Source organism: Ensifer sp. ZNC0028 (genome assembly GCF_000799055.1).
Classification (GTDB): domain Bacteria; phylum Pseudomonadota; class Alphaproteobacteria; order Rhizobiales; family Rhizobiaceae; genus Ensifer.
The window spans coordinates 1-26,695 of record NZ_JTLA01000093.1; the positions used below are offsets into that span (position 1 = coordinate 1).

Sequence of the window (26,695 nt, forward strand, 5' to 3'; positions counted from 1 at the left end):
GAAACCGAGGCACTCGGCCCCGGATCCCATTCGATCGAAAGGGCCGCGAGCCCCTTTCGCGCAGCACCGGTATTGTTGGCAACGACCGCGACGGCCTCCTCGATGCGCACCACCTGGCTCACGCCCTTGACCGCCATCGCCGGGGCCTCGTCGACCGCGCGCAGCTTGCCGTCGAAGTGCGGACAGATCGCGATCGCCGCATAGGAGACGCCGTCCGGACGGGCGTCGATGCCGAATTTCGCCGTGCCGTTGACCTTCTCCGGGCTGTCGAGCCGATGCACCGGCTTGCCGATCACCCGATAGCTGGAGGCCGGCTTCAGCGGCACCTCCTGCGGCACCGGCGCGGAGGCGGCGGCCGCAATCAGGCTGCCATAGGCAGCGCGCCGGCTGCCGGCGGTCTCGACCACATTTCCGGCCTCAGCCCTGCAGGCGTCGGGCGAAACGCCCCAGTCGCGCGCCCCAGCACTGACTAGCATGATGCGCGCTGTGGCACCCGCCTTGCGCATCTGCTCGTAGACACCGCGGATCGCAAAGGAGCCGCCGGTGATCTGGTCGCCCAGCAGCGGATTGGCATATTGCTTGGGATCGGCCGGCGCATGCTCCAGCACCACCTGATCGAGCCCGACTTCCAGCTCTTCGGCGAGCATCATCGCGACTGCCGTATAGATGCCCTGCCCCATTTCCACCGAGGGCATGACGAAGGTGATCTTGCCTTCCTGCGGAATGCGGATGAAGGCGTTCGGCGCGAAGGGATCGCCTGCCGCTGTTGCCGCCTGCGGCCTGAAGCCGATCACCAGCCCCGCGCCGGTCAGCGATGCGCCGATCAGAAGCTGGCGGCGCGATAAGGAAAGGTTCGTTCTGTCGAAGATGGACATGGCATCACCCCCGCGCCGCAAGCTTGATGGCTGCACGAATGCGCGGATAGGTGCCGCATCGACAGATGTTTCCGGCCATGACCGCATCGATGTCGCTGTCATCAGGCGTCGGATTGGCGGCAATGAGCGCCGTCGCAGACATGATCTGTCCGGACTGACAGTAGCCGCACTGCACCACGTCGATGTCGAGCCAGGCCTGCTGTATCTTCTTGCCCTCTGGCGTGTCGCCGATCGCCTCGATCGTGGTGATTGGCTTCCCCGCCGCCTCGGACACCGGCATCACGCAGGAGCGCGCCGCCTGCCCGTCGACATGCACCGTGCAGGCGCCGCACATGGCGATGCCGCAGCCGAATTTGGTGCCGGTAAGCCCTATCGTGTCGCGCAGGACCCAGAGCAACGGGATATCGCCGTCCACATCGACGGCATAGTTCTTTCCATTCACGGTGAGATTGTAAGGCATGACACCATCGGCCGGAGCCGTCCCCTGTCCATGCGAAGGCGCGAAAATACCAACAAGGGGGACGGTCGGCCAAATTACATTCTTGTGAGGTGTCGTCGGGGAAATCCCTACGCCCCGGCCGCCGGGCGACATGCGTGAAGGCACGAGCGCTGCCGAAACGAAATCGGGATGCGCCGCGGCTGGTGATCAGCTCCGGCACATCCCGATGATATCAATAGTTTTTTTAGGCCGAAATCAGAGGAGATTGGTCTCGACGTCGATATTGCCGCGCACTGCCTTGGAGTAAGGGCAGATGTCATGGGCAGCGTGGATGATGTCATGCGCCACGTCACGGTCGAGACCATCCAGGCGAACGTTCAGCCGGGCACGCAGGAAATAGGAGCCGTCGTTGACGTTGAGGTCGATCTCGGTATCGACCTGCGGCCCGGCGGGAAGCTTCACCTTGCGCTGCAGCGCCGCAAGCTCGATCGCGCCCAGGTAACAGGCCGACCAGGCGGCGCCGAACAGGTTTTCCGCCGCCGGATGCGGCTGGGTGAGCTTGAGTTCCAAAGTGCCGTCTTGGCTGACGGTGCCGCCGTCTCGGCCGCTGGTGTTGTGGGTCTTGCCGGTGAAAAGGAGCTTCTCGGTCATGTCATTTCCTCTCTGTTTGATTTTTATATCGGATCCGCTTTAATCGGATGCGATGTTTATAGATGAAGCGTGAGACACCGTCAACACCATTGCGATTTAATCGGATGCGATTTATATTAAGTACAGACAACGAAAAGGAAAAAAGATTCCCATGTCCACGTCCAAGAATGCCAAGGACCCTGGCACTGCATCGGCCAAGGGCGGCAAGAAGCTCTCGAACTTCCTGTGCTTTGCCATCTACTCGGCAAATCTTGCCTTCGGCCGTGCCTATAAGCCCCTGCTCGACAAGCTCGGCCTGACCTATACCCAATACGTGACCCTGGTGGCGCTGTCGGAGGAGGACGACCAGACGGTGAGCGCGCTTGGCGAAAAGCTCTTTCTGGAATCGAACACGCTGACGCCGATCCTGAAGAAGCTCGAGGCTGACGGTTACCTTCAGCGTCGCCGCGATCCCACGGACGAACGCCAGGTGCGGCTGACGCTGACGCCGGCCGGCCAGGCAGTGGTGGATGCCGACCCGGGTGCTGCGCTGACCGACGCGATCGGCCTCGGCGACGACTTTGCGACGGTGCAGCAGTCGGTGGCAAAACTGCGCGACAACCTGCTGAGCGCTGGTAAGTCCGGAAATAGCCGCTGAAACGCCTGCCCGCCGCTGCCGCGATTATCGCTCGCGTAAAGGCCGGGACGGCGATTGGAGCGGCCAACGTCACGCTCAAGGGCGGCTCTCCGCCGCCCTTGCAGCTTGGCCGGATCAGGCGCTCAACCGCTCGCGCGGCGCCATCATTTCCGCCGCCTTGGCGTAACCGCCGTCCATGCCGTCGAGAAAATGCAAGTGCGCATCCGGCCGTGCCGACGGCACAAGGCAGGTCATGAGCGCGTGGCTCTGCCGATGCAGCCCGAAGATGACCTCGCCGCGCGCCTTGGCGGCCACAAGGATCGCCTCGATGCGGTCGATCTGCTCCGCAGTGCAATCCACCGTCAGGCGCAGACCGTCGTCATATTTGCGGAAATCGGAACTGGCAGCCACGCCCGCCCAGCGCTCGGGCGCAACCCGCACCCGCGCGTCCTTCGGCACGCCCATTTCCTCCGGTAGAGGATGCGACTGCCGCGGTCCCTGATCGAAGACGGCGATCACCGCGCGCGCAACGGCGGCAAAACGCTCCGGCGTCACGTCGTCGGCAGGTTCTGCCAGCAGCGACAGGATCTGCCCCTGCCGGCTTGGAAACGGCCGCCATTCGCAGGCAAGGCCGGTGAGATCCGGTTCGCCACCATGGCTTTCCGGCGACAGCAGGTAACGCCCCTCTTTCAACTGCCGCTCGGCCCATTTGAGCCCACCGCCCGCAAACATCGCATAGGTCGCATGCTCCGATGCGGCATAGCGGGCGATCCGCACATCCTGGCCATGGTCCCTGATATCCCGGACCGTCAGCAGGCCGACGCGCAAATCGAGGTTAAACCGGTCTCTTGCCAAGGCCGCGAGCTGCCGCAGCGCCGAACGCGCCATGGCCTCCCCGCCCGGCGCCAGCGCGAAGGCCGCGCCATCGCCGCGAAACACGAAGGGAAAGTCGAAATCGCCGCGCGCATTGCCGATGGCCGCAATCGCCGAGGCGCCGACATAGTTGACGTCCTCATAGCGCCCGGCCCGGATCGCGCCGGTGGAATTCACCACGTCGGTGATGCCGATCAGCCAGTCGTCCGGCAGAGGCTCGTAGACATCGGGATCGAGCACGCGGGAAAACTCGCGATAGGCGCGAACGGGCGCAGCGTCACCAGTGTTGTGCATGTCCATTCTCCGTATCGACGAACCCGAGCAAACCTCTTGGCCGCCTGCCTCCGGCAGGCGCTTCCGGTCATCCGGCATCGCCAAATTAGATCGGATGCGACATAAATACCGATGAGCGGCAGAATGTCAAGACTGCGCCATTAAATCGGATGCGATTATTATAGCTACAAACCGGCGTTATCACGCCGGCACGTCAGGGATCAGGAAATTGCCACGACCTCGAGCTCCTGGTCGCCGACAGTGACGACGTCGCCCACCGCCTTGCCCATCAGGATGCGCGCCACCGGCGCCACATAGGAGATCGACCCCGCCTTGGGATCCGCCTCGTCCTCGCCGACGATCCGGTATTTTTGCACCCGCCCGTCGTCACGGCTGAACGTCACCGTGCTGCCGAAGGCAACGATCTCGTTCGATGCAGGTTCCGGCATCAGCTGCGCGGTACGCAGCCGTTCGTTGAGATAGCGCAGATCGCGCAGCGGCCCCGCCTGCTGGCGCCGCTTTTCATTAACGTCGTCCACCGCAGCCGCCGCCTCATAGGCCGCGCGCGCCTCCTGAAGCAGCGCCTCCAGCGCCTTCAGCCCGGCCTCCGTTACCAGGTTCGGATGCGGCGAAATCGCCCGGTCCGGCAGCAATGTCTCGGCGGCGGTTTCGGCACTTTCTTCCTTGGTAAAGGCAACGCTCAATCTTTAGAACTCCGTATGGCTTGTGGGCAGGATGGACGCGGCGGGTGCAATAGCGTCCCCTCGTCGGCCGATCAACACTATACGCATTTCCGCTCGACCCGTATGCGAAGAATGGCAGCCAGCGGCGAACTGTGCCCGATTTCCCGCGGGATACCGGAACGCTCACTATAGCGCGAAAGCCGCGATCCGTGCGACAACCCCGGGTATGAACGAAAGCCTGTGGGCACACGCCCCGGCTCTTTAATACCGGAGAACGATCGTTGGCCGAACCCTTTGTCGTCTATGGAGCGTCAGGCTCCGGCTCCGTGCCGATCGAGGCGGCCCTCAGCCTGCTCGGCGCGCCCTATCGCGTCGAGGATCACGCGCCCTGGGAGGGAAAGCAGGAGGCGGACAGGCTGGCCCGCATCAATCCCCTGCGCCAGGTTCCGGCACTCGTGCTCCCGAACGGCGAGCTGATGACCGAGAGTGCCGCGATCCTGATCTGGCTCGCCGACGCCCACCCCGAGGGCCGCCTGGCCCCGGCCGTGAGCGACGCAAAACGGCCGGCTTTTCTCCGGTGGATGACCTTCGTATCCGCCGCCATCTACGCCCTCTATTGGATCGCCGACGACCCCTCCCGCATCGCCGAACGGGAAGAGGACCACGCAGCCGTCAAGGCGCGCGTGTTCGACCGCGTCGCCCATTGCTGGCAGCGAATGGGCGCGGAGCTGCAACCGGGCAAATACCTTCTCGGCGACGAACTGTCGGTCCTCGACCTCTATGTCGCCACCGCCTCGCGCTGGTCACCCGGCCGCCGCCGCTTCTACGAGGTCGCCCGGACGCTCGCAGACGTCATCCGCCGCGTCGATGCCGACCCGAGGCTGGCCACCCTCTGGGCGGAGCGCTTTCCGTTTACGCAGGGCTGGGAGCGCTGAGGCCAGGAAACCGGGTCTCGTAGCTGTTACGCCAAGACAATAACCGGCCCACGTCCGGCCGCGACCGCTCAGAGCGGCATTCTGCCCTCCACGATGGCCCTGAAATAGGCCACGCCGAAAGGAATGGCATCGTCATTGAAATCGAACCGCGCGTCATGCACCGACGCGCTGTCGCCATTGCCGATCAGCATGATGTTGCCGGGGCGCGCTTCGAGCATGAAGGCGAAGTCCTCCGAGCCCATCAGCGGCTCCAGAGCGTCGTTGACGTGCGCGTCTCCGACCAGAGATCGCGCCACGCTGACGGCAAAGGCGGTCTCGCTGCCATGGTTCACAGTCGGCGGAAACATGCGTTTGTAGGTGACCGTGGCGCTGGCTCCGTAGGCCTCAGCAATCCGTTGCGCGATGGAGGTAACGCGCGCCTCTATCAGGTCTCTCGTGCCGGGATCGTAGGTCCTTGATGTCCCGCCCATCTCGGCCGATTGGGGGATGACGTTGCCGGCCTTGCCTCCTGCCATCCAGCCGACCGTGACCACGGCGCACTGACGCGGATGGACGTTGCGGGAAACGATCGTCTGCAGGGCCAGAAGAATATTGGCGCCGACCACCAGCGGATCGACGCTGACGTGCGGGGAAGCGCCATGCGCGCCCTTGCCGTCGATCCGGATCCTGAAGCCATCGGCCGAAGCGGCCAGAGGTCCACGAACGGTGGCAAACTGCCCGATCGGCAAACCGGGCTCCGTGTGCATGGCATAGATCTCGTTGATTCCGAAACGCTCCATAAGGCCATCGTCGACCATGGCCCTGCCACCGCCGCCGCCCTCTTCGGCCGGTTGAAAGACGACCACTGCCGTGCCGTCAAACGCCCGCGCCTCGGCCAATTCCCGCGCGCACCCCAGCAACATCGCTGTGTGGCCGTCATGACCGCAGGCGTGCATGACGCCCGTTGTCCTTGACGCCCAGGCGGCCCCGGTCGCCTCCTCGATTGGCAAGGCATCCATATCCGCCCGCAGGCCGATGACCCTGCCGCTCGACCGCTTCCGGCCGTGGATAACGCCCACGACGCCCGTCCGACCGATGCCGGTCACGACCTCGTCGCATCCGAACGCGGCCAGTTTGGAACGCACGAACTCCGCCGTCCTGTGGACGTCGAATTGCAACTCCGGATGGGCATGAATGTCGCGCCGCCAGGCAACGACATCGCCATAATCGGAACCAACGGCCGGCATAGAGCCTCCCTTTCCCTGAGCTTGCGGCTGCAAATTGCTCGGCGGTGAAAGATATGGCGTTTATCAAGGGATGCAACCTGCGTCCTTTACACAACCGATAGGGTTGTCACGTGGCGACCGCATGATATGCATTCGGCCCGTTTCAAAACGAGCACCCCATGACCGACAAAGCCCGGGCACCGCTCCTGACCGAAGACGACCTACGCCACATCACCCGTTGGGCAATCCTCTGCGCCGCCCGCGCGCTGCCGGTCTTCGAGGCCGTCGTGCCGGGTGATCCACGACCCCGCGAAGCGATTGCCGCGGCTGTTTCCTTTGCCGAGGGCGGTCCGCGCACGGGCGTCTTGCGCAAGGCCGCCTGGGGCGCCCAGGCAGCGGCGCGCACAGTCGACGATCCCGCCGCCAAGGCTGCGGCCCGCGCCGCCATTGCGGCGGCCGGTGCGCCCTACACCCATCCGATCGAGACGCCGCACCAGATCAACCATGTGCTCGGCCCCGCTGCCTACGCCATCCAGGCGCTCTCGCTTGGCGTGGATGACGAGGCAGCCGCCACCGAAATGGAACTCCGGCAGTTGATCGCGCTCGCATCACCGGAAATCCGGCGCATCGTCGGCAAGTTGCCGGGACGAAAGCCCAGCAAGGGTGCGTTTCACGCGCTCCTATACCGGCTCGACACGGCCCTGCGTCGCTGATCGCGGATCAAGAACCCTCGCTCTGCGCCCCATCTGCAAGGTTCGGGTCCGCCGAGCCTCCCCGCTCCTTTTTCGCCTCATCGCTGAGCCAGGCGATCACGGTCTGCAAGCTGAGCGACTTTCGGTAGCGCGGCCAGACCAGGTAGAAATCCGAAGGCCCGGTCATCGAAGCCTCGAACAGGCGGATGAGCCGCCCTTCGGCGAGATCGCGCGCGACGAAATCGCGGTTGGCAAGAACGATCCCCTGGCCGGCCGTCGCCGCCTCGATCGCGTGCGAGGTCTGGTTGAAGCTGATGCCTTTGAACGAGGCCTGCCGGCTGCCGCCGAAATGCCGCTCGATGAATTCCGGCCAGAAATTATGGGCGTCGTGCAGCAGCGTGTAGCCGGCCAGTTCCTCGGCGGTCTTCGGTGCCGGCCGCCCGGCAAGCAGCATCGGGCTGCAGACAGCGACGATCTCCTGCTCGAACAGCAGTTCCACCGCCAGCCCCGGCCCGAAGGGCGGCCGCCCGTAGCGCACGGCGAGATCGACGCCATCGGCCTGGAAGCTCGACATGCGGTCGGTCGCCAGAATATGCAGGTCGAGATCCGGATGCCGGGCGGTGAAATCCGGCAGGCGCGGGATCAGCCAGCGCGACGCGAAGGATGGCGTGGTGCTGATCGTCAGCCGCACCGGCTGCGGCTTCAGCCCGTCGGTCGCCCGCGCAATGATTTCGAGCGCCCGCCTGACATCGGCGATATAGGCGCGTCCCTCGCCCGTCAGCGCCAGCGCACGCGGCAGCCGCTCGAAGAGCTTCACCCCAAGCTCCGCCTCGAGCCCGCGGATCTGCTGGGCAACGGCGCCCTGCGTCACGCCCAGTTCCTCGGCGGCGAGGCGAAAGTTCAGGTGGCGCGCCGCCACCTCGAACACTTTCACGCCATTCAGCGAAGGGAGCTTTCCCGGTGCGTCACTCATCGGATAGTTTTTCTACTGCCATATGAAAGCGAAATTGCTTCGTCGTCGCATGGAGGAGATGGTATTTCAATGGCAGCCCCCGCGAAAGCGGCATTCCACGAATATGGATGAGGAGATTGGTAAAATGGCAGTAGAAAAAGTGGCCGTAATCACCGCCGGCGGCAGCGGTATGGGCGCCGAGAGCGCGAGGCGCCTGGCAGCCGACGGCTACAAGGTCGCGATCCTCTCCTCCTCCGGCAAGGGCGAGGCGCTCGCCGCCGAGCTCGGCGGCATCGGCATCACCGGCTCCAACCAGTCGAACGACGACCTGAAGCGTCTTGTCGATACGGCCGTGGAAAAATGGGGTCGGATCGACGTGCTGGTCAACAGCGCCGGCCATGGCCCGCGCGCCCAGATCCTCGAAATCACCGACGAGCAGTGGCACACCGGCCTCGATGTCTATCTGATGAACGTGATCCGCCCGGTCCGCCTCGTCACGCCGATCATGCAGAAGCAGAAGGCCGGCGCGATCATCAACATCTCCACCGCCTGGGCCTTCGAGCCGTCGCCGATGTTCCCGACCTCGGCCGTCTTTCGCGCTGGTCTTGCCTCCTACACCAAGATCTTCGCCGACACCTATGCGGCCGACAACGTGCGCATGAACAACGTTCTGCCCGGCTGGATCGACAGCCTGCCGGGGACCGAAGAGCGCCGCGACGCCGTGCCGATGAAGCGCTACGGCACCAGCGCCGAGATCGCTGCCACCGTTGCCTTCCTCGCCTCTGATGGTGCCGCCTACATCACCGGCCAGAACCTGAAGGTGGATGGCGGCCTGACGCGCTCGGTCTGAGCGCGAGCCTCCCTTGTTGCCCGGTCGCGCGCCTCACCGGGCGCGCGCCGACCATCGTCGCCTCGCTCAGGCCGTCACGACCGGCGCCGTGTCGATGGCCGCATCGGCAAGCCGGTCGGCGGCGGGCGTCCTTAAGGGCATGGTCAGCGTCACGCGGAAATGGTCCGGCGAGACCGGTCCGGCGATGAGCGAACCTCCCTCCGGAAAGCGGGCCTTCACGCGCTCCTCCACATTGGCGAGCCCTACGCCGAGTCCGGACCGTTTGACCATCGGCAAGACCTCGCTGGCATCTGACACGTTGTCGACCGAAAGCTGCAGCCGGTTTTCCGCCTGCGATGCGCTGATCGTGATCTTCAGATCGCCGGACGAGCGCCCGAGCCCATGCTTCACGGCATTCTCGACGAGCGGCTGCAGGATCAGGCTCGGCACCAGCGCCGTCCTCAACTCCTGCGGAATGTCGAGCGTGACGCTGATGCGATCGGAGAAGCGCTCCTTCTCGATCGCCAGATATTCCGATTGCAGCGCCAGTTCTTCCGAAAGCGCCAGATCCCGCAGCGGATCCATCTCCAGCGTCTTTCGCAGAAACGACGACAGCGACATCACTACCCGGCTTGCCTGCGACGACGCGCCCTCCTCGATCAGGCCGACGATCGAGTTCAGCGTGTTGAACAGGAAGTGCGGATTGATCTGGTAGTAAAGCGCCTGCATCTTCGCGGTCAGCGCCTCTTCGCGCGAGATCGCCAGCCGGCGCTCCTGCGCGCGCGCATCCAGATTGTACAAATAGGCGATGAAGAAGCAGGACCATCCGAAGAACAGCGATATCCCGAAAAACAGCATGTAGCAGAAGTTCTGGAGATCGTATTCGATGCCGATGGATGGATTGATATAGGTGTAAAGCCGGTAGTCGATCGCCGTGACGATCAACGATGCCAGCACCGACAGGACGGCCGAGACAAAGACCTGAGCCGCAATGTTCAACGCCCGGATCATCGCCAGGATATGCGACATGACGAGGGTGAGAAGCACCGAGGCGAGCGACGCCGAAAGCTTGACGGGAACGTATTCGGCGGGATTGACGCCGACCAGGAGCCAGAGCGTGGTGGTCATGAAAAACTCGGCCGTCCAGAACCCCACCACGAGCTTGACGACCCTGTTCAGGAATTCCGCGGCGCTCGTGTCCGAATGGTCCAGATCGAAAGTTTTTCGGTAGAGATTTCCAAGCGCCATCATCCCGGCCACCATCCGCATTCAATCGTCCGTCGTCATTCAAGCTATTTGCCTCAATTAGCGAAAAATCAACCGGAGGCCACACTCAAACACGCGCACATCCATGGGTTCCTCTCACCGCCCTTCCCGGTCGGCGGTTGACCACGGCGAGGATTTGAACCTATACCGGGCCGCTCGCCTGAATTGCGCAGAGGAATTGTCGATGCTGGAGCTTGTTCTCACCCACTGACGTCTCGCCCGTCGAGACGTTCATTCGCGCCACCGGCGAACGATATCCGTCGTTCGCGGTCCTTGGCATGCGACCACGGTTTCAAGAACAGGTTTTACCATGACCACCATCGACATCCGCTCCGAACAGCCGAGCGACATCCCCACCATTCGACTGATCACCAAGGCGGCTTTCGCGCCGATGGCCTATAGCAGCCAGACGGAGGCCGAAATCATCGACGCGCTGCGCGACGCCGGCGCCTTGACGATCTCGCTGGTCGCCCTCGACCAGGGCGAAATCATCGGCCACGTCGCCTTTTCCCCGGTCACCATCGACGGCGAGCACAAGGGCTGGTTCGGGCTCGGCCCGGTCTCCGTCAGGCCCGACCGTCAGAAGAGCGGCACCGGCGGCAGGCTGATCCGCGACGGCCTTGCGCGCCTTGAAAAGTCAGGCGCCAGGGGCTGCGTCGTCCTCGGCGAGCCCGACTACTACAAGCGCTTCGGCTTCGACAACCACGCCGCCTTGCGCCTTGAAGGCGTACCGGCCGAGTATTTCATGGCGCAGGCCTTCGAAGGCCCGGTGCCATCAGGGCGCGTCAGCTACCACGCAGGCTTTGACGCAAGCTGATTGGCAAGGCGATGAAGCGCTGGAGCGGGACGTGGAAACACATCCCGCTCCGACCTGCACCGGCAAACCACGTCCCCGCCTTACATCCAGCCGCAAGGACGGTTGCCCTTTGGCCGCTTCGGCGGCGCCGTGCGAAAATCTCGCTATCCTGTTGTCTTTCTTGCGGAAGCTCCTATGTCCCGTCGAAACCGAACCCGGGAGCTCCGCATGAACCGAAACGGCCTCTATCTCGTCATCGCCCTGCTCGCCGTCGCCGTCGTCGGCCTCGGCATCTATGTCTACCAGGAAGAGACGAAGCCGGGCGTCGAGATCAAGATCGGACAGGACGGCGTTTCGGTTCAGGAAAACTAGCCGCGCCGCAACGGCCTTGATTTTACGTGCCGAATGTCAGCCCATGGCAGCAGCCAGCGCGACTCGCTCCACCTGGGCGGTCGCGAAAAACTGCACCGACACGGCAAGGGGGCCGCCTTGAAAGCAAGCCGTTCATGGACCACCGCGCTGCTGCTTGCGGCCTCGTTTGCCTCCACGGCGATGGCCGACGACACGAACCACGCCCCGTCCGGCAGCTATTGTGGCGAGCTTTCCTCCGCCGGCGTCTTGTCGGACGCCGAGACGCATTTCGAAACCGCTGCCGATGGCACGGTCGTCGGCAGATACGTGTTTTCCGATCAGGGCCAGTCCGTCGACGGTGAACTCGCCGAAACCGGCGACGATGGCGACGGCAGCGATCTGACACGCACCTTCATGTGGCGCGACAAATACGGCTACGGCCAGCTGATCGTCACCTTCACCTCCGACTTCTCAGAGTTCGACGGCAAGTGGAACGCCGGCGGCTCGGAGTTCCTGCCTTGGAACGGCCGGCGGTGCCATAAGACCGTCAGCTAGTGTGTCCATTGTCGCCAGACCGGTGCACGCCAGCGGGCTCTACCAGTGTCCGCTATCTTGTCCTGAGGATCGTGCTCCATCCCGGCTTCAGCCCCATCGCCGCCAACTCTTCACCGAGCGTCATGATCGACTGCATCAGTTGATCCGGGCCCTCAACAACTTTGCCGTCGATCTTGGCGACCAGGCTACAGCCGGTGCGCTGCTGAAACATCGCAACCGCGCGAAGCATTTGCTCCAGGACATGCAGTGGTGACGGTGTGCGCGGGGGCGTGAAGGAGAAGCGCACCTCATGAAAATTCTGCTCGCCCGTTGCTACCATCTCAGGAAGCACATAGCCCAGCTTTCCGTCATCGGCTTCGACCCAAACCAGATAGTCGGTCTGGTCGGTGGGATCCGCCCATTGAAAACAATCCATGTCGCCCCAGCGAAATCCGATGGCGTGCAACAGGTTCCAAACTTGCCTGCCGTCAAATTTTTGACCGCCCCTGTGATAGGCGGTGACGCTAACGGAGTCCGGTTCCAGATCGCGAATCGCCTTTACGCGATCGAACGTTGACGAGATTCTCGCCCGATCCAATGGCGTGCAGTCAAAGCGAAATGGCAGCCCGGCAAGCTGTGCGGCCAGGCGTTGATGCGCCCGAGCAATTGCTTCCGGGTCGTACTCGTTGCCTCGATCAACCGACCAGGCGGCGATCAGCTCGCGCCCTTCGGCAGGCGCGTCGGTCGAGGTCAGAAACGTCGTGCACCCGGACGGCGTTACCACATAGTAGGTCGGGCAAAGCACAGCCTCGTGCAAGTCGCCGTAAAGTGCGTCCTCAATCGCCTTGCGAGAAAAAACTTCGCCGGCGGGAAAGCGTGCCGCAACGTCAACAACCGGATCCGGCCCATAATCCCGCTCTCCTGAAGGCCCTGTTTCGCCATCCGGATCGTCAGACGGGGGCGGCGGAACCAGCTCCAGCAAACGTTCGAGCCTCGCCGTCCCCGGCATGGCCGCCTCCGCTCTGGAGAAAGACGCGCTTGAGGGCACAAGCTGCAGATCGCCTATGCTGACCACAACCGGCCCCGGGTCTGGACGCGCGTCGCCGGAGAATAGATTCCTCAACCACTTCATACTTTTAAATGGCAATTTTCTTCTCTCGCAATCGGAGGATTATGTTTCATTGCGGTTGCCTTTATTGGCCCCGAAGTTCAAGCGAAATCAGCCACCTGCTTTGAAGCCACATCCCCCTCACCCCGCAATCACCTCCCGCATCAGCCCTTCCAGCCACTCCGCAAACACCTTGAGCCGGCGCGACAGATGCTGGCGGTGCGGATAGAGCAGCGCCATCGGCATCGGCGCGGCCACGTGATCCGGCATCACCTCGACAAGCCGGCCTTCGCGGATGTGGTCGATCACATCGAAGGCCGGGATCTGGATGAGGCCGAGGCCGGCGAGGCAGCAGGCGATGCTGCCTTCCGCGCTGTTGACGCTGACCCGGCCGGCAACGGTTACCGTGCGCGCCTCGCCGCCTTCGATCCACTCCCAGTCCTCGACCCGGCCGTTCGAGGGCGAGGCATAGTTGACCGCGAAATGTTCGACGAGATCGGCGGGTATTTTCGGCGTGCCATGGCGCGCGAGATAGTCGGCGCTTGCGACATTGATCAGCCGGAGCGTGCCGAACGGCCGGGCGATCAGGCCGGAATCGGCAAGCGGCCCGACGCGCAGCGCACAGTCGACGCTTTCCTCGATCAGATGCACCGCCCGGTCGGTCATGCCGAGATCGATGTCGATGCCGGGGTAGCGCGCGAGGAACTCCGGCAGCGCCGGCGCCACGATCAGCCGACCAATGCGGCTCGGCAGGTCGACGCGCAACCGCCCGGTCGGGCCGGAAGCGCTGCGGCGAAACAGGTTCTCCGCCTCGTCCATATCGGAAATCAGCCGCAGGCAGCGCTCGTAGAAGGCGGCGCCATCCTGGGTCGGCGCAACCTTGCGGGTCGTGCGATGCAAAAGCCGCGTTCCAAGCCTGGTTTCAAGCGTCTGCACCGCCGCCGAGACCGAGGAGCGCGGCAGGCCCAGCGTGTCGGCCGCGCGGGTAAAACTGGCGCTTTCGACGACGCGGGTGAAGATGCGGAAAAGCTCGATCCTGTCCATGCCGGCTCGCGACCTCTCGCCCCATTGTTCGTCATATCTGACAAGTCATGTCACGGACGGGCACTTTATGCCAGCAGCAACGACGATATTCTCCTAGTCGCGATGCCGGTCGCATCACCGACCTCTCGCGTCGGCGGCGACAAGGCGCGCACCCTTTTGAAGCAAGAGACACGACGTCCGGAACGAGCGGCAGTCGCACAGGCGGACCGTAGTGGAGAGCGGCGCAATTTCGGGCAAATCCGTAGCCCCGCCCGCGAACCAAAACATCCGCCACCAGGCGGCCACAACAGGAGAAACCCATGGCAGACCACAGCATCAACGGCAAAACCGTCCTCATCGCCGGCGGCGCGAAAAACCTCGGCGGCCTCTTGGCGCGCGATTTCGCTGAAAACGGCGCCCGTGGCGTCGCGATCCATTACAACAGCGCGGCGACGAAGGCGGCAGCCGACGAGACCGTGGCCGCGGTCAAGGCGACCGGTGCCGCCGCCCACGCCTTTGCCGGCGATCTCACCAGCGCCGCCAATGTCGAAAAGCTCTTTGCCGACGCCAAGGCGGCGCTCGGCAGCATCGACATCGCCGTCAACACCGTCGGCAAGGTCCTGAAGAAGCCGTTCGTCGAGATCACCGAGGCAGAATATGACGAGATGAGCGCGGTCAACTCCAAGTCCGCCTTCTTCTTCCTGCGCGAGGCGGGCCGGCATGTCAGCGACAACGGCAAGGTCTGCACCCTCGTCACCTCGCTGCTCGGCGCCTTCACGCCCTTCTATGCGGCCTATGCCGGCACCAAGGCGCCGGTCGAGCATTTCACCCGGGCCGCCGCCAAGGAGTTCGGCGCACGCGGCATCTCGGTCACGGCAATCGGACCCGGCCCGATGGATACGCCTTTCTTCTATCCGGCCGAAGGCGCCGACGCCGTCGCCTATCACAAGACCGCCTCAGCCCTCTCGGCCTTCTCCAAGACCGGCCTCACCGACATCGAGGACATCGTCCCCTACATCCGCTTCCTCGTCTCCGACGGCTGGTGGATGACCGGCCAGACGATCCTCGTCAATGGCGGCTACACGACGAAGTAGACGCCTGACCGCACATCCGCCTGCGGGACACTGAGGGGAACTTGCAACGCGGGCGACCTGCCCCTCATCCGCCTGCCGGCACCTTCTCCCCGTGCTGACGGGGAGAAGGGACAAGCGGCACCGGATTTGCCAAACCTGAGGCTGGTCGTGAAGCGGCGAGGAGTGCATCCGAGCGCGCGCCCGGCGCCTCTCTCCCCGCCCAAGGGAAGAGAGGTCCACAGGACAGCGCGGGCAGACTGACACCGCGAGCAAGCCCGCTGCCGATAGGCAGCGATGTTCCCGCTCCGCCATCAACGCAGGTGAGAGGCTATGAAGTCGCCGGCCCATGCCGCCTACGGCTCAGACAGACGCAAGCGAGCCAATTTTCGATTGCGCCTCAGTCCGGCCCCGGTAGCCGCTGAACGACCTCGACCACGTCCCGCGTGCGTGTCGCCCGCCCGCGCCAGGTGGCATCGAATTCCGTGCCCGGCGATTGATTGGCAGCGTTCGCAGCCGCCAGACTGGAGAACTCGTAGAAGGCAGTGTGCTTCGAAGGATCGGTTCGGCTCCAAGTGCGCCAGCCCCGAACCGCCCCAAAGGCGCTGAGCGCGTCTGGCATATGGCGGTCATACCATTGGTCGAAGGAGACTCGGTCCGCTTCATCGGGAACCTCAGCGTGCACGATGAGCAGAGCTTGAGTGGACATTTTTGCCTCCCGTTTCTCGGATCGCAGGTGACATGATGCGCGCGGATAAGCTTACAGGAGTTCGACACGGTTCGCGACAACACGCCCTCCCCAGGGGGCAAGATGCCGTAGCCCTCATCCGCCTGCCGACACCGTCTCCCCGCAGGCGGAGAGAAGGAAGCGGGCGGCGCCGGCCTCCCGAAATTCGATCGAGGACAATGAGACGGTGGGCTTGGCAGCCAAAGGCGCTCCCAGCGGCTCTCTCCCCGCCCGCGGGGAGAGATGTCCGGCGGGACAGTGAGGGGCAATGTCGACTGGTCCGGCCCCTCACGCTGCCGCCCAAAATACGATTGGAATTTTAGAACGTTATGTAATGTGATGCACATCTAATGCGCACGGCCGCCCGGCGCATAACCGATCTCGATGGATGAATTTCATGGTGCGTGTCTTCTTCCTCTGCCTTCGCCTGCTGGCGAGCCTGACGCTGCTCCTGGCAGTCACCCTGCCTGCCCTCGCCCAGACGTCACCGGCACCGATCACCGTCATCCTCACGCCCGGCCAGAGTGCGGCCGACATCGAGGAGACCTTGCGCGCCGCGGCAAAAGCTGGCGGTCCGGTCATCGTCGAATGGCGCGAGGCGGCAGACAAGACCACGGTGCCCGATGGCGCAGCAAAGGCTGACAGCGTGGCGGCACCAGCCGATGCGGGAACGCCAGCGGCCACGTCAAGTGCGGCAGACGCTCGCGTCCCGGCAAGCACGCAAACCCCCACAGGCACCGCTGCAACCACACCGGCGGCCGAGCCGGAAGACACGCTCGAAACCCTTTCCGCGCGTTTTATCAACGGCTTGCAGATGGGTCTTGCCGGCATGTCCGGCATCGCCGGGGTCATGGCTGACGTTGCGGCAGGCATTCGCGCCGAAGGCTGGTCGGTGGCCTCGGTCGCGGCAGTGGCCGCACTTGCGGTTGCCGCCGGGCTTGCCGCCGCCTTTGCCTGCCGCCTCGTCATCCATCGCCTGTTCGGCGCCTCCTTCGAGGTGGTCGACCTCTTGCACCGCATGCGCGCATCGATCATCCGGCTGGGCTTCGACATCGCCTATCTCGTGATCTTCGCCGCCGTCGCCCACGGATTTGCCCATCTGCTCCTGGCGCGCGGCACCGCCTCGGCCGAGCTTGCCCATGCGCTGATCACCATTGCCGTCGCGTCCGCCGCCTATGCCGTCGGCGCGCGCTTCCTCTTTGCCCCGACGCGGCCCGAGATCCGCCTGCTCGACATCGCCCACCCGCGCTTTCACGCCAACATGCTGTTCGCCTATGGCGCGTTCGGCGCCGTCGTCGGCGCCAGCCTGCGCTTCGCCCACCAGCGCGGGCTCGACGTTGCCGCCACCGATGGCTGGCTGCTGATCGGGGTCACGATCCTGACGCTCGTCAAGCTCCACTGGTTCATCGCCGGCGCCAGCGATATCCGCGCGCTCTTTGCCGGCGAAAACCCCGGCCCCGTGCGTCGCGCCATCGCCTTCGGCGTCCCGGAGTTCTATGCCTTGAGCGCCATCGTGCTCTGGCTGATGAGCGTGATTGTCGCCGGCAGCCCCAACAGCGCGGCCTGGAGCTTTGCCGGCGGCATGACGCAGATCATCCTGCTCGCTCTTCCGATCCTCGCCTTCGGCATCCATTCGCTGGTAGGCGCCGCCGCCGAGCGCCGCCGCACGCCCGCCTCTTCGAGGCTGCACGCGGCGATCTCCGGCAGCATCCAGACGGCGCTTGCCGGCGCCACCTGGCTGATCGGCCTGCATATCATCATCGAACTCTGGCGCTCGGTCATGGTCCAGCACGACACCGCCGCCGCCGTCGGCTGGATCGTCGTTCTCGAGCGCATCAGCCTTGCGGTCGTCGCCGCCTGGGTGATCTGCAGCTTCCTCTGGCGCAGCTTCGAAGCCTTCGCGCCCACTGCCCGCCTCGCTTTGCCCGGCGATAGCGAAGACGACACGGTGGTCCAGCAGACAAGCCGCCTCTCGACCATCCTGCCGCTCGTGCGCAACCTCATCTTCGGCGGCATCTTCGCCGTCACCAGCCTCGTCATCCTCTCCGCACTCGGCATCAACATCGCGCCGCTGATCGCCGGCTTCGGCGTGCTCGGCCTTGCCCTCTCCTTCGGCTCGCAGACGCTGGTGAAGGATGTCGTCTCCGGCATCTTCTTCATCGCCGACGATGCCTTCCGCGTCGGCGAATATGTCGATACCGGCAAGCTCAAGGGCACGGTCGAGCGCATTTCGCTGCGCTCGCTTCGGCTGCGCCACCAGAACGGCCAGATCCACACGATCCCCTATGGCCAGCTGCAGGCGGTCACCAATTTCAGCCGCGACTGGAGCACGGTGAAGTTCGAGCTGAAATTCGAGCGCGATGCCGACCCCGAGAAAATCCGCAAGACCATCAAGAAGGTCGGACTTGCCATGCTCGAAGACCCCGAGATCGGCGGCGAATTCCTTGTGCCCTTGAAGATGCAGGGCATCCAGGACGTCACCGAAAACTCCCTCGTCGTGCGGCTGAAATTCACCGCCCGCCCCGGCAACCCCAGCATCCTGCAGCGCGAGTCGATGAAGCGCCTGCTGCCGGCGCTGCGCGAAGCCGGCCTCGACCTCGCCTCCAACGCTGTCACCGTGCGCTCCGGCGCCGCCGGCGCAGCCGAGGCGGAAGCGGCCGCCGCGAACCTGGCGCTGGCGCGAAAGCCGGTGGCGGCCGAAACGGCGGACGCGGAGGGATAGGCAGACAGACGCTGGCGGCAGCGGTGGGGACAGGCCGGTGCTGTGACGAAACGAAAGCTGCCCACCCTGCTCTCGCCGCTTGGGCGCATAAACGTCCGCCGCCAAGACATCATCTCGGCCAACCGCGATCCGGCGACAAGGACACGCAATCATTCCACGTGCCGCGACGACCTTTGCGTGTATGGTGGGCCACGCGGGCGCGACAGGAGCGCCTTTCGATGGAGCATTCGGGAATGGATAACGATCACCTCTGGTACTGTCTCGTCGGCACGAAGGATACCAACACCGGCATGGCCCGCTTCCTGCTCGCCGTCGGCGCATTCATCGTGCTCTTCGGCATCCTCTTCTGGCTCCTCGGCCTCTAGGGCCGTCCGACGTCCATCCCCCAATCCGACATCGAGCGTGCAGAAGAACCCGAGCGGATGCTCAGGCGTCCGAAGGCGCATGGCTGCGCCCGGCGCCCTTCCGTTTCTCAAAAGGACCAGCCCGCAGCACACCGCAAAGCTGCATGCGCCCGCAGATTCCCGCTGTCCCCGCGGGAACAATAGTCGGCCCCGGCCATTTGCTAGAACAGGTTCAACGAAAGGCCGAAAGGCCTTTGACCGGCAAGCTGAAGGCTTCCGGATCGATCAACGCCCGGCGAAACGAAGGATCAAGGCCGGGCAAGAAGGAAGTCGGAGCAACACCATGCGCATCATCCTGGTAGCCCTTGTCGCCTCAGTCATGAGCATCCTGGTGTTCAAATATGCCGACCATTCGCTCGGCAACACGCAGATCGTTGCAACAGCCGAACAGCTGGCCGCCCTTTAAGATTTTCCTCTTTGATCGCGCCGGAAGCGGAACGGTGCTTCGGCCGGGCGCTGCCCACGCCCCCCATCTCTGACTGAAGGCGGCACCCGCACCCGAAGTGCCGCCACACTTGCCATCGTCTATTCAGCGCGAAGGACATCGGTCACGGTCGGCCGTCGCCCGCAAACCGCCACCGCTTCCATCCCAAACGTCTTTGGCCGTTACCCCGCAGGCGGACCGACATAGGCACGCCGCCGCTGCATCGCGCCCTGACCGTCCCGCCCCGCTTCGGCCGAGCGGTGCAATTGGGAGCGCCCAATTTCGCAACCTCTAATAGACGCCGAACGATCGGAGAACGGTCCGAGCACGAAAGTGGTTTTTTCGTAGCCTCCTCCCCCATTTGGGGGAGGAACATTTCGTGAAACCACCCAAGGCGAAAGCGTGCATCTTGCTAACCGCTAAAGTTGTCTTACCTAGGCATGGGCAACAATTTATACGATTGAATAAATGAACCTTCGTCTCGTCGCCGGCAGCATGTCCGTCGCTCTCCTGTGCATCGTCGCAATCGTCCTGTTCGCGCCGCGAACCGAGCAATACATGAGCTATTCCAAATATGAATGGACCCTGTCGGCGCTGCGCAAGCGCCCGGACGCGCAACCGCAATATGTCGAGGCCTGCGTGTCGGAGTACCTGCCTGTCCTCAAGGACGATGCGCTGGAGGGAACGCCCTATTCCAGTCGCGAGCAAATGGCGGAGGACGTCTGCCGGCGCTATTTCAAAGTGTTCGTCGATGGCAGGCTGACCTTTGCCGAATTCAACCGCTCAATGTACGAGGAACTTCCATTCTCGGTGGTCGAGGAAGCAGAGCGCCGGGAGCCACGCCCTCCGCGTAGTGAGTGATGGCCAAAGGTCTCGCCTCTGCACGCACCGTCGCTGCTAGCTCATCCAGCGCTTCGCAGCGGTCAGTTCTGTCAGCGCTCGCCTGAGAACGTCCCGGCCGCGCATTCACTCCACGAGAGGACCAGGACGCCGTGCACCCGCCGGCGCCGTCCGCCGATCCCCGGCAAACAGCGGCCCGCCATGCGGCGCCAGCTCTTCTTCGGCCAGCGTGATCAAATCGGCCGCCTGTCCTGCGCTGGCGTTGCGGAAGGCCGCGTCGAAACGCTCGGCAAGGACCGCGTCGGCCCGCAGGAGCAGCCGCGGCAGCCATTTGCCGCGCCCAGACCAGCGCCCGCGGCCAAGCAACATCAGGTCGGCGAGCGGCCGCATCAGTTCGGCGGCAATGGCGCGGATTTCGGCGGCCGGGCGTGGATCGCGCAGATCGTCCACCAGGTCGGTGATCTGGTAGCGTAGTCCGTCGCGGAATTGCGGTGTCAGCGGCGCCGGGCCTCGTTCCAGGCGTTGTCTCGCCTCGGCCTGGAGCGCTTCGGCACGCACCCGCTCAGGCCCGATCGCAACGCCGCCCGCCACCATGTCCGTAAGCACCGGGCAGCCGCCCGCCATGTCCTGGTCGGCAAACCAGTTGAGCGTCTCGAAATCGTGCACGAAGGCTTCGACCGGAAAGCCGTCGAAATGAAAGCTTTCCCGCCAGGCGGCCGGCAGGGCCTCGTGCAGCACCACCAGGTCGATGTCCGAGCTTTCCGTACCCTCGCCGCGCAGGATCGAGCCCGCAACGATCGCAAAGATTGCCTGCGGAAAGCGTTCCGCAAGCACTGCCTCGGCCGCCATCACCGCTCTCGCCGCACGGCCCGCGGCCGTTGGCGCGTGCTTTGCCGCCGCATCGGCGGGCATACCTTCGTCGCTCATTCAAGCCTCCAAACGCAAGGACCCTCCCGATATGGCGTCATCACATCGGGAGGGTCCTTGAAGCAGGCGATGGATGCGTATGCTATTGCAGCGTGCGGGTCGGAACAGGTTCTGACGCCGGCTGGCCGACGGCAGCGCTTGCCGGGTTGGCGGCTGAGCGTGCGCCATCGAGGCCGGTCGCGACGACGGAAACGCGGAAGGTGCCGTCGAGCGAGCGGTCGAAGATCGAGCCGACGACGATGTCGGCCTCGTCATAGACCTCTTCGCGAATGCGGGTCGCGGCTTCGTCGACTTCGAACAGCGTCATGTCCATGCCGCCGGAAATCGAGATCAGCACGCCGCGGGCGCCGCGCATCGACACTTCGTCGAGCAGCGGGTTGGCGATCGCCGCTTCGGCCGCCTTCAGCGCCCGGCCCTCGCCGGTCGCCTCGCCGGTGCCCATCATGGCGCGGCCCATGCCCTTCATGACCGACTTTACGTCGGCGAAGTCGAGGTTGATCAGGCCTTCCTTGACGATCAGGTCGGTGATGCAGCCGACGCCGGAGTAAAGCACCCGGTCGGCGATCACGAAGGCATCGGCAAAGGTGGTCTTGGCATCGGCGATGCGGAAGAGGTTCTGGTTGGGGATGACGATAACGGTATCGGCCGCCTCGCGCAGCCGCTCGATGCCCTGCTCGGCCGTCTCCATGCGGCGCTTGCCCTCGAAGCTGAAGGGCTTGGTAACGACGCCGACGGTCAGGATGCCGGCCTTGCGGGCGGCTGCCGCAATCACCGGGGCTGCGCCCGTGCCGGTGCCGCCGCCCATGCCGGCGGTGACGAAGCACATATGCGTGCCGCCGAGGTGATCCATGATCTCGTCGATCGATTCTTCCGCCGCCGCCCGGCCGACATCCGGCAGCGAGCCGGCGCCGAGGCCTTCGGTCACGGCTGCACCCAGCTGGATGATGCGCGACGACTTCGACATGGCGAGCGCCTGCGCGTCGGTGTTGGCGACCACGAAATCGACGCCCTGAAGCCCTTCGTTGATCATGTTGTTGATGGCGTTGCCGCCACCGCCGCCGACCCCGATCACGGTGATCTTCGGGCGCATTTCGGTGATCGTGGGCTTCTTGAAATCGGTCATGGCTTGTCTCCTAGAGCCAGCGCCTTGCGGGCGCCCGGCAGCGGCGAATCGGGCAGCTTGTATTTTAGGAATTGAAAAAAGCCATGGAGAAGGCAAGCAAAAAGGGCGACGCGCCTATCCACACATGAATTTTAGCGGGTCCGCAAAGGCGAGAAATCGGCCATCAGGCTTCGTCGAAGGAATGGAAAAACCCACATAATAATCAATGCCCTAGGACATGTCTGCCCCTCACCCTAACCCTCTCCCCGCAGGCGGGGAGAGGGGACGAGGACGACGGTTGGGTCCCAATCGAGAGCTGCCGCCAGAGGCTGAGGCTGACAGATTGGCGCAGACTGCGGCTGCCATTGGCCGATGGAACGAGCGGCCGCCGCGAGTCTCCTTCTCCCCGTCAAAACGGGGAGAAGGTGGCCGGCAGGCCGGATGAGGGGCTAATCCTGCCTCGCGAATACGGGCCAGGAATGCCCCTCACCTGACCAACTCTCAAGCCTCAAAGCTCGGCCGCGAGCGCACCCGCTCCAGCCAGCCTTGGACGTTTTTCGCCGAGGCCGGGATCTCCAGATCGAAGACGTCGCAGAGCCAGGCGGTGACGCCGGCGGTGATGTCGGCGATCGAGAACTGGTCGCCGGCCAGATACGGCCGACCGTCGGAAAGCTCGTCGTCGAGCCAGCCCCATTTCTTCGGCACCGCCACACGCTCGGTCTCGGCAAAGGCCGGAAACTGTGTCAGCCGCTCGGCAAAGAAGGCATCCGAATGCAGCGCCACATTGCCGACCGTGCCGAGGATGACCAGTTCGGCGCGACGGTTCCACATCTCGATCTTGGCGCGGCTGACGGCATCATGGCCGAAGAGCTGCGGCTCGCGCTTGGTCTCTTCGAGATAACGGCAGATCGCGACGCTCTCGGTAATAATCGTGCCATCGTCGAGCTCCAGCACCGGGATCTGGCCGAGCGAATTGACCGCCAGGAACTCCGGCGCCTTGTGCTCACCCTTGGCGAAATCGACATCCACCATCGGCAGCGAGATGCCCTTCTCCGCCATGAAGATGCGCACGCGATACGAATTCGGTCCCATGCCCTGATAAAGCTTCATCTTATCCTCCTGTCGATGAGGCGACCGCCCCGTTCCTCCTGAGCCGCGTTTAAGCGGGATACTGATTGTTTATAACAACCGGTTTCATTTAACTCAATGGTTTATTTCGTGGTGCGAAGAATTTTGTGGGCTGGCGCGGCAAATGGCGGAATCCCGTCAGTCGTCACAGGCTGCCGAGCCCAGCCACTTGAAGGGGTCAGGGCGTCATGCTTCCTTCACTTGAAAACAGGAGCTTGCCATGTTTGTCCGATCCGCCGTCGCCTGCCTCGCCCTCCTCCTTGCCGCCGGTCAGGCCACGGCCGCGCTTGCACCGAATTTTCAGCGGGCCCGCGAGCTGAACGCGGTCATCAACGCGGTCGCCGTCGCCGTTCCCAAACACCCGATCGACAAGGTCATCAGCCAGGGCCGCGACCGTTATGCCGTCGTCGCCGGCAAATGCACGGTCATCGCAAGGATCGTCGGCCTGCCTGCAAAGCCGGGCGTCGTCGGCCCACGCCAGTTCGAGGTCGAACTCGACAAGCCCGATTGCGACTGACGCCAACCGGGCCTAGAGCCGCCATCCCTGGCTCATCACGAACCGCGCCGTGTCTCCCGGCATGATCGCCCTGTCACCATAGGCTTTCAACGACTGGCCATCCGGCAAAGCCAAGGTCAGGGCAAAACGCTCCCCCTCGAAGACGCAGGAGACAACGCGGAGCGCCATGCCCTCGCCGTCGTGGCGTACATGTTCCGGGCGCACGAGGACGTCACGAACAGCGCCATCGCCAGCATCTTCCATGCCGACGCCGGCAAGCGCTGTCCGCAGTAGCGGCCATTCGAGCGCGCGCGGCGCGCCCTCCGGTAACGCGAGCTTGAGCACCGAGCCGCGGCCGATGAGGCCGCCGACGATGGCGCCTTCGGGCCTGGCGTAGATCTCGGCCGGCGGCGCCATTTGCATCAGCCGCCCCTCGGACATCACGGCGACATCGGTCGCAAGCGCCATCGCTTCCGCCTGATCGTGCGTCACATAGATCATCGTTGCGCCCGAGCGCTCGTGGAAGATACGGAAGGTCTCCTCCATCGACTTGCGCAAATGCTGGTCGAGATTGGCAAGCGGTTCGTCGAGCAGCACGACGTCCGGCGAAGTCACCAGGCAGCGGGCGAGCGCCACGCGCTGGCGCTGGCCGCCGGAAAGGGCTGCGGGTCGGCGGTCGGCATAGTCGGTGAGCTTTACCAGCGCCAGAGCATCGGCGACGCTCCTTTGCCACGCCGAGCCCGAAATGCCGCGCACCTTCAGCGGATAGCCGACATTTTCGGCCACCGTCATGTGCGGCCAGAGCGCATAGGACTGGAACACCATCGCCATGTTGCGCCGCTCCGGCGGCAGCGCCCGCGCGGCATCCGAAAGCCGCCTTTCGCCGAAATCGATCGAGCCGTCGCTCGGCTGCTCGAAGCCGGCGATCATCCTGAGCACCGTCGTCTTGCCGCAGCCGGACGGCCCGAGCAGCGCCAGGAAGCCGCCCTCCCGCACCGTCAGCGACACATCAGACACCGCCGGCCGGCCGCCGCCGAAATCCTTGGTGAGGTGGTTGAGGATCAGTTGCGCCATGGCAGCACGCCTTCCGGGAGATAGTTTGCGAGCGCCTCGAGTGCCGCCATCAGCACCACGACCATGACGACCACGAGCACCGAAAGGGCTGCGGCCAGGTCCGACGAGCCGCTGTCGTCGAGATTGAAGATGGCGACGCCGAGCGTCTGGGTGCCGGCCGACCAGAGCAGCGCCGAGACCGTCAGCTCGTTGGCGGCAATCAGGAAGACGAGGATGATCGCAGCCCCCGCCGCCGGCGCCACCAAGGGCAGGATCACATCGCGCATCCGCCTGAAGAAACCGGCACCCGCGAGACGCGCCGCCTCTTCCAGCGACGGGTCCATCTGCAGGAAAGCACTCATCACAGGCTTGAGGCTGACGGCGAGGAACGAGGAGAAATAGGCAATCAGGATGATCCAGATGGTGCCGTAGAGCGAGACCTTGAGGATCGGCAAAGGTGCGGCAAAGGTGAGGATGAAGGCGACCGCAAGCACGATGCCCGGCAGCGCATAGGGGATCTCGATCAGGATGCCGAGCGTATTCGAAAGCCACCCCTTGCGCCGGGTCATGAGATAGGCCGCAGGCACCGAGACCGCGAGCAGGCCGAGTGCTGCACTGATGGCAAGGAACGTGGAATTGCCGAGCGCCTTCAGTGTCATCGACTGACGAAAGAGGATTTCTTCGTAAGCGCGTAGCGACACGGTCTGAAGGTTGAGCGGCACGCCATAGGCCGGCACCAGCGAGCTCGCCACAAGCGCGGCGAGCGGCGCCACCAGCACGAGAAGCAGGATCGCCAAGAGGACAAGTTCGACGACCAGGCGGAAGCGGCCGAGCGAAAAGGCGGCATTCGCCCCCGAGAGGCCGATGATGCGGTAGTCCCGGCCGACAAGCGCCTTCTGCTGCAGCATCAAGCCGGCCGCGGCAATGAAGGCGATCAGGCTGGAGAGCAGCGCGATCTCGCCGAAGGTGCCGGCGCCGAAGCTTGCAAGCCGCGTATAGATCAGCGTCGGCAGCACCTCGATCCCTGCGGGAATGCCGAGGATCGCCGGAATGCCGAAATTGCCGACGCCGGAAACGAAGGCGATCGCCGCTCCGGCAATCAGCCCCGGCAGCGACAGCGGCGCAACGATGTCGCGAAAGACGCGAAACGGCGTGGCGCCGGCAAGCCGTGCCGCCTCCACTCCGTCGCGCGGCGAGGCCGATAGGCCCGCTTTCAGCGCCAGGAAGACCAGCGGCGCATGCTGGACGCCGAGAAGCAGCGAGATGCCAGCCAGCGAATAGAGCGGTTGCGGGCTGCCGAGCGGCGGCGCGATGCCGAGCGTCTTTAACAGCGGGCTCGCCGGCCCGGTCATTTCCACCCAGGCAAGGGCCGTCACCTGCGGCGGGATCATCATCGGCAGCATGAAGGCGAAGCTGAGCGTAAGCTTGCCGCGCACATCCGTCAGCGCCGCCGAGAACGCAAAGAGCGCGCCGATGACGACGGAGACGGCCATGCCGCCGGTTGCCGTAATCAGCGTGTTGCGGATCGCCGCAAAGGTCGCGGGCTCCGTGAGCACCCCGATCGACCGGCCGGAGACGAGCCCGGAAAAACCGGCCTTCGCCAGGCTGAAGAGCGGCAGCAGGCAGAGAAGAAACAGGCAGGCGAGAACGAAGGGCGCCAGCCAGCGCGGCTCGGCAGCGGGGCTGGCGCCTGCCCGTAGC

The 26,695-nt window shown here is 64.4% G+C and carries 29 protein-coding genes; 13 read left to right on the forward strand and 16 right to left on the reverse strand.

Annotated elements, in window-relative coordinates:
- From L981_RS21485 to L981_RS21495, 3 genes are all read right to left on the reverse strand, one after another.
- On the reverse strand, nt 1-875 hold an 875-nt coding region (locus L981_RS21485), incomplete at its 3' end, for a molybdopterin cofactor-binding domain-containing protein (RefSeq protein ID WP_043620804.1).
- A gap of 4 nt (nt 876-879) precedes the next feature.
- On the reverse strand, nt 880-1,335 hold the full coding sequence (locus L981_RS21490) for a (2Fe-2S)-binding protein (RefSeq protein ID WP_043620807.1): 456 nt from the start codon (nt 1,333-1,335) through the stop codon (nt 880-882).
- Nucleotides 1,336-1,569: 234 nt separating this feature from the next.
- Entirely contained in the window at nt 1,570-1,965 is a 396-nt protein-coding gene (locus tag L981_RS21495) for an Ohr family peroxiredoxin (RefSeq protein WP_043620812.1), read from the reverse strand.
- A 151-nt stretch (nt 1,966-2,116) separates the two neighbouring features.
- Between L981_RS21495 and L981_RS21500 the strand changes: the two genes are divergently transcribed.
- Nucleotides 2,117-2,602: a MarR family winged helix-turn-helix transcriptional regulator gene (locus L981_RS21500; protein ID WP_043620815.1), complete on the forward strand. Its 486-nt coding sequence runs from the start codon at nt 2,117-2,119 to the stop codon at nt 2,600-2,602.
- A 114-nt stretch (nt 2,603-2,716) separates the two neighbouring features.
- Here L981_RS21500 and L981_RS21505 read toward each other — a convergent pair whose 3' ends face one another.
- On the reverse strand, nt 2,717-3,748 hold the full coding sequence (locus L981_RS21505; RefSeq protein ID WP_043620816.1) for a DUF3095 family protein: 1,032 nt from the start codon (nt 3,746-3,748) through the stop codon (nt 2,717-2,719).
- Nucleotides 3,749-3,948: 200 nt separating this feature from the next.
- On the reverse strand, nt 3,949-4,431 hold the full coding sequence (gene greA, locus L981_RS21510) for a transcription elongation factor GreA (RefSeq protein ID WP_043620817.1): 483 nt from the start codon (nt 4,429-4,431) through the stop codon (nt 3,949-3,951).
- A 260-nt stretch (nt 4,432-4,691) separates the two neighbouring features.
- On the opposite strand from greA, the gene L981_RS21515 reads away from it, so the two are divergent.
- Complete coding sequence (locus L981_RS21515; protein ID WP_043620821.1) at nt 4,692-5,345, forward strand: glutathione S-transferase family protein; 654 nt, start codon at nt 4,692-4,694, stop codon at nt 5,343-5,345.
- Nucleotides 5,346-5,413: 68 nt separating this feature from the next.
- Here the strand turns inward: L981_RS21515 and L981_RS21520 are convergent, their stop codons facing one another.
- Nucleotides 5,414-6,571: a M20 aminoacylase family protein gene (locus L981_RS21520; protein ID WP_043620823.1), complete on the reverse strand. Its 1,158-nt coding sequence runs from the start codon at nt 6,569-6,571 to the stop codon at nt 5,414-5,416.
- A 158-nt stretch (nt 6,572-6,729) separates the two neighbouring features.
- On the opposite strand from L981_RS21520, the gene L981_RS21525 reads away from it, so the two are divergent.
- Entirely contained in the window at nt 6,730-7,263 is a 534-nt protein-coding gene (locus L981_RS21525; protein WP_043620826.1) for a putative immunity protein, read from the forward strand.
- Between the two features lie 7 nt (nt 7,264-7,270).
- On the opposite strand, the gene gcvA is transcribed toward L981_RS21525, so the two are convergent.
- Nucleotides 7,271-8,215 carry a transcriptional regulator GcvA gene (gcvA, locus tag L981_RS21530; protein WP_052201930.1) on the reverse strand — a complete coding sequence of 315 codons (945 nt, stop codon included), beginning with the start codon at nt 8,213-8,215 and terminating at the stop codon, nt 7,271-7,273.
- A 124-nt stretch (nt 8,216-8,339) separates the two neighbouring features.
- Here gcvA and L981_RS21535 point away from each other — a divergent pair, with 124 nt between their 5' ends.
- Nucleotides 8,340-9,044, forward strand: coding sequence for an SDR family oxidoreductase (locus L981_RS21535; protein WP_043620829.1), 705 nt, complete (start codon nt 8,340-8,342; stop codon nt 9,042-9,044).
- 66 nt (nt 9,045-9,110) lie between these two features.
- Here L981_RS21535 and L981_RS21540 read toward each other — a convergent pair whose 3' ends face one another.
- Nucleotides 9,111-10,292, reverse strand: coding sequence for a sensor histidine kinase (locus L981_RS21540; RefSeq protein ID WP_082006113.1), 1,182 nt, complete (start codon nt 10,290-10,292; stop codon nt 9,111-9,113).
- Between the two features lie 316 nt (nt 10,293-10,608).
- On the opposite strand from L981_RS21540, the gene L981_RS21545 reads away from it, so the two are divergent.
- From L981_RS21545 to L981_RS21555, 3 genes are all read left to right on the forward strand, one after another.
- Nucleotides 10,609-11,106 (forward strand): GNAT family N-acetyltransferase, encoded by a 498-nt coding sequence (locus L981_RS21545; RefSeq protein ID WP_043620866.1) that lies wholly within the window; start codon nt 10,609-10,611, stop codon nt 11,104-11,106.
- Nucleotides 11,107-11,313: 207 nt separating this feature from the next.
- Nucleotides 11,314-11,457: a hypothetical protein gene (locus tag L981_RS34655; RefSeq protein WP_034793319.1), complete on the forward strand. Its 144-nt coding sequence runs from the start codon at nt 11,314-11,316 to the stop codon at nt 11,455-11,457.
- A gap of 117 nt (nt 11,458-11,574) precedes the next feature.
- The gene (locus L981_RS21555) at nt 11,575-11,991 is read left to right on the forward strand and encodes a hypothetical protein (protein WP_043620869.1); all 417 of its coding nucleotides are present in this window, start codon (nt 11,575-11,577) and stop codon (nt 11,989-11,991) included.
- Nucleotides 11,992-12,043: 52 nt separating this feature from the next.
- On the opposite strand, the gene L981_RS21560 is transcribed toward L981_RS21555, so the two are convergent.
- Both L981_RS21560 and L981_RS21565 read right to left on the reverse strand, forming a co-directional pair.
- Entirely contained in the window at nt 12,044-12,979 is a 936-nt protein-coding gene (locus L981_RS21560; protein ID WP_197067179.1) for a cell division protein ZipA C-terminal FtsZ-binding domain-containing protein, read from the reverse strand.
- 240 nt (nt 12,980-13,219) lie between these two features.
- Nucleotides 13,220-14,122 carry a LysR family transcriptional regulator gene (locus L981_RS21565; RefSeq protein ID WP_043620836.1) on the reverse strand — a complete coding sequence of 301 codons (903 nt, stop codon included), beginning with the start codon at nt 14,120-14,122 and terminating at the stop codon, nt 13,220-13,222.
- Between the two features lie 299 nt (nt 14,123-14,421).
- Here L981_RS21565 and L981_RS21570 point away from each other — a divergent pair, with 299 nt between their 5' ends.
- The gene (locus tag L981_RS21570; RefSeq protein WP_043620839.1) at nt 14,422-15,195 is read left to right on the forward strand and encodes an SDR family oxidoreductase; all 774 of its coding nucleotides are present in this window, start codon (nt 14,422-14,424) and stop codon (nt 15,193-15,195) included.
- A gap of 376 nt (nt 15,196-15,571) precedes the next feature.
- Here the strand turns inward: L981_RS21570 and L981_RS21575 are convergent, their stop codons facing one another.
- Nucleotides 15,572-15,880, reverse strand: coding sequence for a hypothetical protein (locus tag L981_RS21575; protein WP_043620843.1), 309 nt, complete (start codon nt 15,878-15,880; stop codon nt 15,572-15,574).
- A gap of 415 nt (nt 15,881-16,295) precedes the next feature.
- Between L981_RS21575 and L981_RS33400 the strand changes: the two genes are divergently transcribed.
- The 4 genes from L981_RS33400 to L981_RS21585 all read left to right on the forward strand — a co-directional run bounded on the left by L981_RS33400 (nt 16,296) and on the right by L981_RS21585 (nt 20,309).
- Nucleotides 16,296-18,620, forward strand: coding sequence for a mechanosensitive ion channel family protein (locus tag L981_RS33400; RefSeq protein ID WP_052201932.1), 2,325 nt, complete (start codon nt 16,296-16,298; stop codon nt 18,618-18,620).
- A 233-nt stretch (nt 18,621-18,853) separates the two neighbouring features.
- On the forward strand, nt 18,854-18,985 hold the full coding sequence (locus L981_RS35825; protein ID WP_256364289.1) for a hypothetical protein: 132 nt from the start codon (nt 18,854-18,856) through the stop codon (nt 18,983-18,985).
- Nucleotides 18,986-19,307: 322 nt separating this feature from the next.
- Complete coding sequence (locus L981_RS35830; protein WP_255380501.1) at nt 19,308-19,430, forward strand: hypothetical protein; 123 nt, start codon at nt 19,308-19,310, stop codon at nt 19,428-19,430.
- Between the two features lie 486 nt (nt 19,431-19,916).
- Nucleotides 19,917-20,309, forward strand: coding sequence for a hypothetical protein (locus L981_RS21585; protein ID WP_043620846.1), 393 nt, complete (start codon nt 19,917-19,919; stop codon nt 20,307-20,309).
- 105 nt (nt 20,310-20,414) lie between these two features.
- Here L981_RS21585 and L981_RS21590 read toward each other — a convergent pair whose 3' ends face one another.
- From L981_RS21590 to L981_RS21600, 3 genes are all read right to left on the reverse strand, one after another.
- The gene (locus L981_RS21590; RefSeq protein ID WP_371258902.1) at nt 20,415-21,215 is read right to left on the reverse strand and encodes a nucleotidyltransferase domain-containing protein; all 801 of its coding nucleotides are present in this window, start codon (nt 21,213-21,215) and stop codon (nt 20,415-20,417) included.
- An 82-nt stretch (nt 21,216-21,297) separates the two neighbouring features.
- Complete coding sequence (gene ftsZ, locus L981_RS21595) at nt 21,298-22,338, reverse strand: cell division protein FtsZ (RefSeq protein ID WP_043620848.1); 1,041 nt, start codon at nt 22,336-22,338, stop codon at nt 21,298-21,300.
- A 480-nt stretch (nt 22,339-22,818) separates the two neighbouring features.
- A complete protein-coding gene (locus tag L981_RS21600) occupies nt 22,819-23,427 on the reverse strand; it encodes a glutathione S-transferase family protein (RefSeq protein ID WP_043620851.1) in 609 nt (202 codons plus the stop codon).
- Between the two features lie 238 nt (nt 23,428-23,665).
- On the opposite strand from L981_RS21600, the gene L981_RS21605 reads away from it, so the two are divergent.
- Nucleotides 23,666-23,962, forward strand: a complete 297-nt coding sequence (locus L981_RS21605; protein WP_043620854.1) for a hypothetical protein — start codon at nt 23,666-23,668, stop codon at nt 23,960-23,962.
- A 12-nt stretch (nt 23,963-23,974) separates the two neighbouring features.
- Here L981_RS21605 and L981_RS21610 read toward each other — a convergent pair whose 3' ends face one another.
- Nucleotides 23,975-25,015 carry an ABC transporter ATP-binding protein gene (locus tag L981_RS21610; RefSeq protein ID WP_043620857.1) on the reverse strand — a complete coding sequence of 347 codons (1,041 nt, stop codon included), beginning with the start codon at nt 25,013-25,015 and terminating at the stop codon, nt 23,975-23,977.
- A partial coding sequence (locus L981_RS21615) for an iron ABC transporter permease (protein ID WP_043620859.1) occupies nt 25,003-26,695 on the reverse strand: 1,693 nt, incomplete at its 5' end. The genes L981_RS21610 and L981_RS21615, both read right to left, overlap by 13 nt.

Excerpts from the sequence above, each read along its gene's own strand:
- L981_RS21490 (WP_043620807.1), bottom strand. The coding sequence starts at position 1,335 with ATGCCTTACAATCTCACCGTGAATGGAAAGAACTATGCCGTCGATGTG.
- L981_RS21495 (WP_043620812.1), bottom strand. The coding sequence starts at position 1,965 with ATGACCGAGAAGCTCCTTTTCACCGGCAAGACCCACAACACCAGCGGC.
- L981_RS21500 (WP_043620815.1), top strand. The coding sequence starts at position 2,117 with ATGTCCACGTCCAAGAATGCCAAGGACCCTGGCACTGCATCGGCCAAG.
- L981_RS21505 (WP_043620816.1), bottom strand. The coding sequence starts at position 3,748 with ATGCACAACACTGGTGACGCTGCGCCCGTTCGCGCCTATCGCGAGTTT.
- L981_RS21520 (WP_043620823.1), bottom strand. The coding sequence starts at position 6,571 with ATGCCGGCCGTTGGTTCCGATTATGGCGATGTCGTTGCCTGGCGGCGC.
- L981_RS21525 (WP_043620826.1), top strand. The coding sequence starts at position 6,730 with ATGACCGACAAAGCCCGGGCACCGCTCCTGACCGAAGACGACCTACGC.
- gcvA (WP_052201930.1), bottom strand. The coding sequence starts at position 8,215 with ATGAGTGACGCACCGGGAAAGCTCCCTTCGCTGAATGGCGTGAAAGTG.
- L981_RS21535 (WP_043620829.1), top strand. The coding sequence starts at position 8,340 with ATGGCAGTAGAAAAAGTGGCCGTAATCACCGCCGGCGGCAGCGGTATG.
- L981_RS21540 (WP_082006113.1), bottom strand. The coding sequence starts at position 10,292 with ATGCGGATGGTGGCCGGGATGATGGCGCTTGGAAATCTCTACCGAAAA.
- L981_RS34655 (WP_034793319.1), top strand. The coding sequence starts at position 11,314 with ATGAACCGAAACGGCCTCTATCTCGTCATCGCCCTGCTCGCCGTCGCC.
- L981_RS21560 (WP_197067179.1), bottom strand. The coding sequence starts at position 12,979 with ATGCCGGGGACGGCGAGGCTCGAACGTTTGCTGGAGCTGGTTCCGCCG.
- L981_RS21565 (WP_043620836.1), bottom strand. The coding sequence starts at position 14,122 with ATGGACAGGATCGAGCTTTTCCGCATCTTCACCCGCGTCGTCGAAAGC.
- L981_RS21570 (WP_043620839.1), top strand. The coding sequence starts at position 14,422 with ATGGCAGACCACAGCATCAACGGCAAAACCGTCCTCATCGCCGGCGGC.
- L981_RS21575 (WP_043620843.1), bottom strand. The coding sequence starts at position 15,880 with ATGTCCACTCAAGCTCTGCTCATCGTGCACGCTGAGGTTCCCGATGAA.
- L981_RS33400 (WP_052201932.1), top strand. The coding sequence starts at position 16,296 with ATGGTGCGTGTCTTCTTCCTCTGCCTTCGCCTGCTGGCGAGCCTGACG.
- L981_RS35825 (WP_256364289.1), top strand. The coding sequence starts at position 18,854 with ATGGATAACGATCACCTCTGGTACTGTCTCGTCGGCACGAAGGATACC.
- L981_RS35830 (WP_255380501.1), top strand. The coding sequence starts at position 19,308 with ATGCGCATCATCCTGGTAGCCCTTGTCGCCTCAGTCATGAGCATCCTG.
- L981_RS21585 (WP_043620846.1), top strand. The coding sequence starts at position 19,917 with ATGAACCTTCGTCTCGTCGCCGGCAGCATGTCCGTCGCTCTCCTGTGC.
- L981_RS21590 (WP_371258902.1), bottom strand. The coding sequence starts at position 21,215 with ATGAGCGACGAAGGTATGCCCGCCGATGCGGCGGCAAAGCACGCGCCA.
- ftsZ (WP_043620848.1), bottom strand. The coding sequence starts at position 22,338 with ATGACCGATTTCAAGAAGCCCACGATCACCGAAATGCGCCCGAAGATC.
- L981_RS21600 (WP_043620851.1), bottom strand. The coding sequence starts at position 23,427 with ATGAAGCTTTATCAGGGCATGGGACCGAATTCGTATCGCGTGCGCATC.
- L981_RS21605 (WP_043620854.1), top strand. The coding sequence starts at position 23,666 with ATGTTTGTCCGATCCGCCGTCGCCTGCCTCGCCCTCCTCCTTGCCGCC.
- L981_RS21610 (WP_043620857.1), bottom strand. The coding sequence starts at position 25,015 with ATGGCGCAACTGATCCTCAACCACCTCACCAAGGATTTCGGCGGCGGC.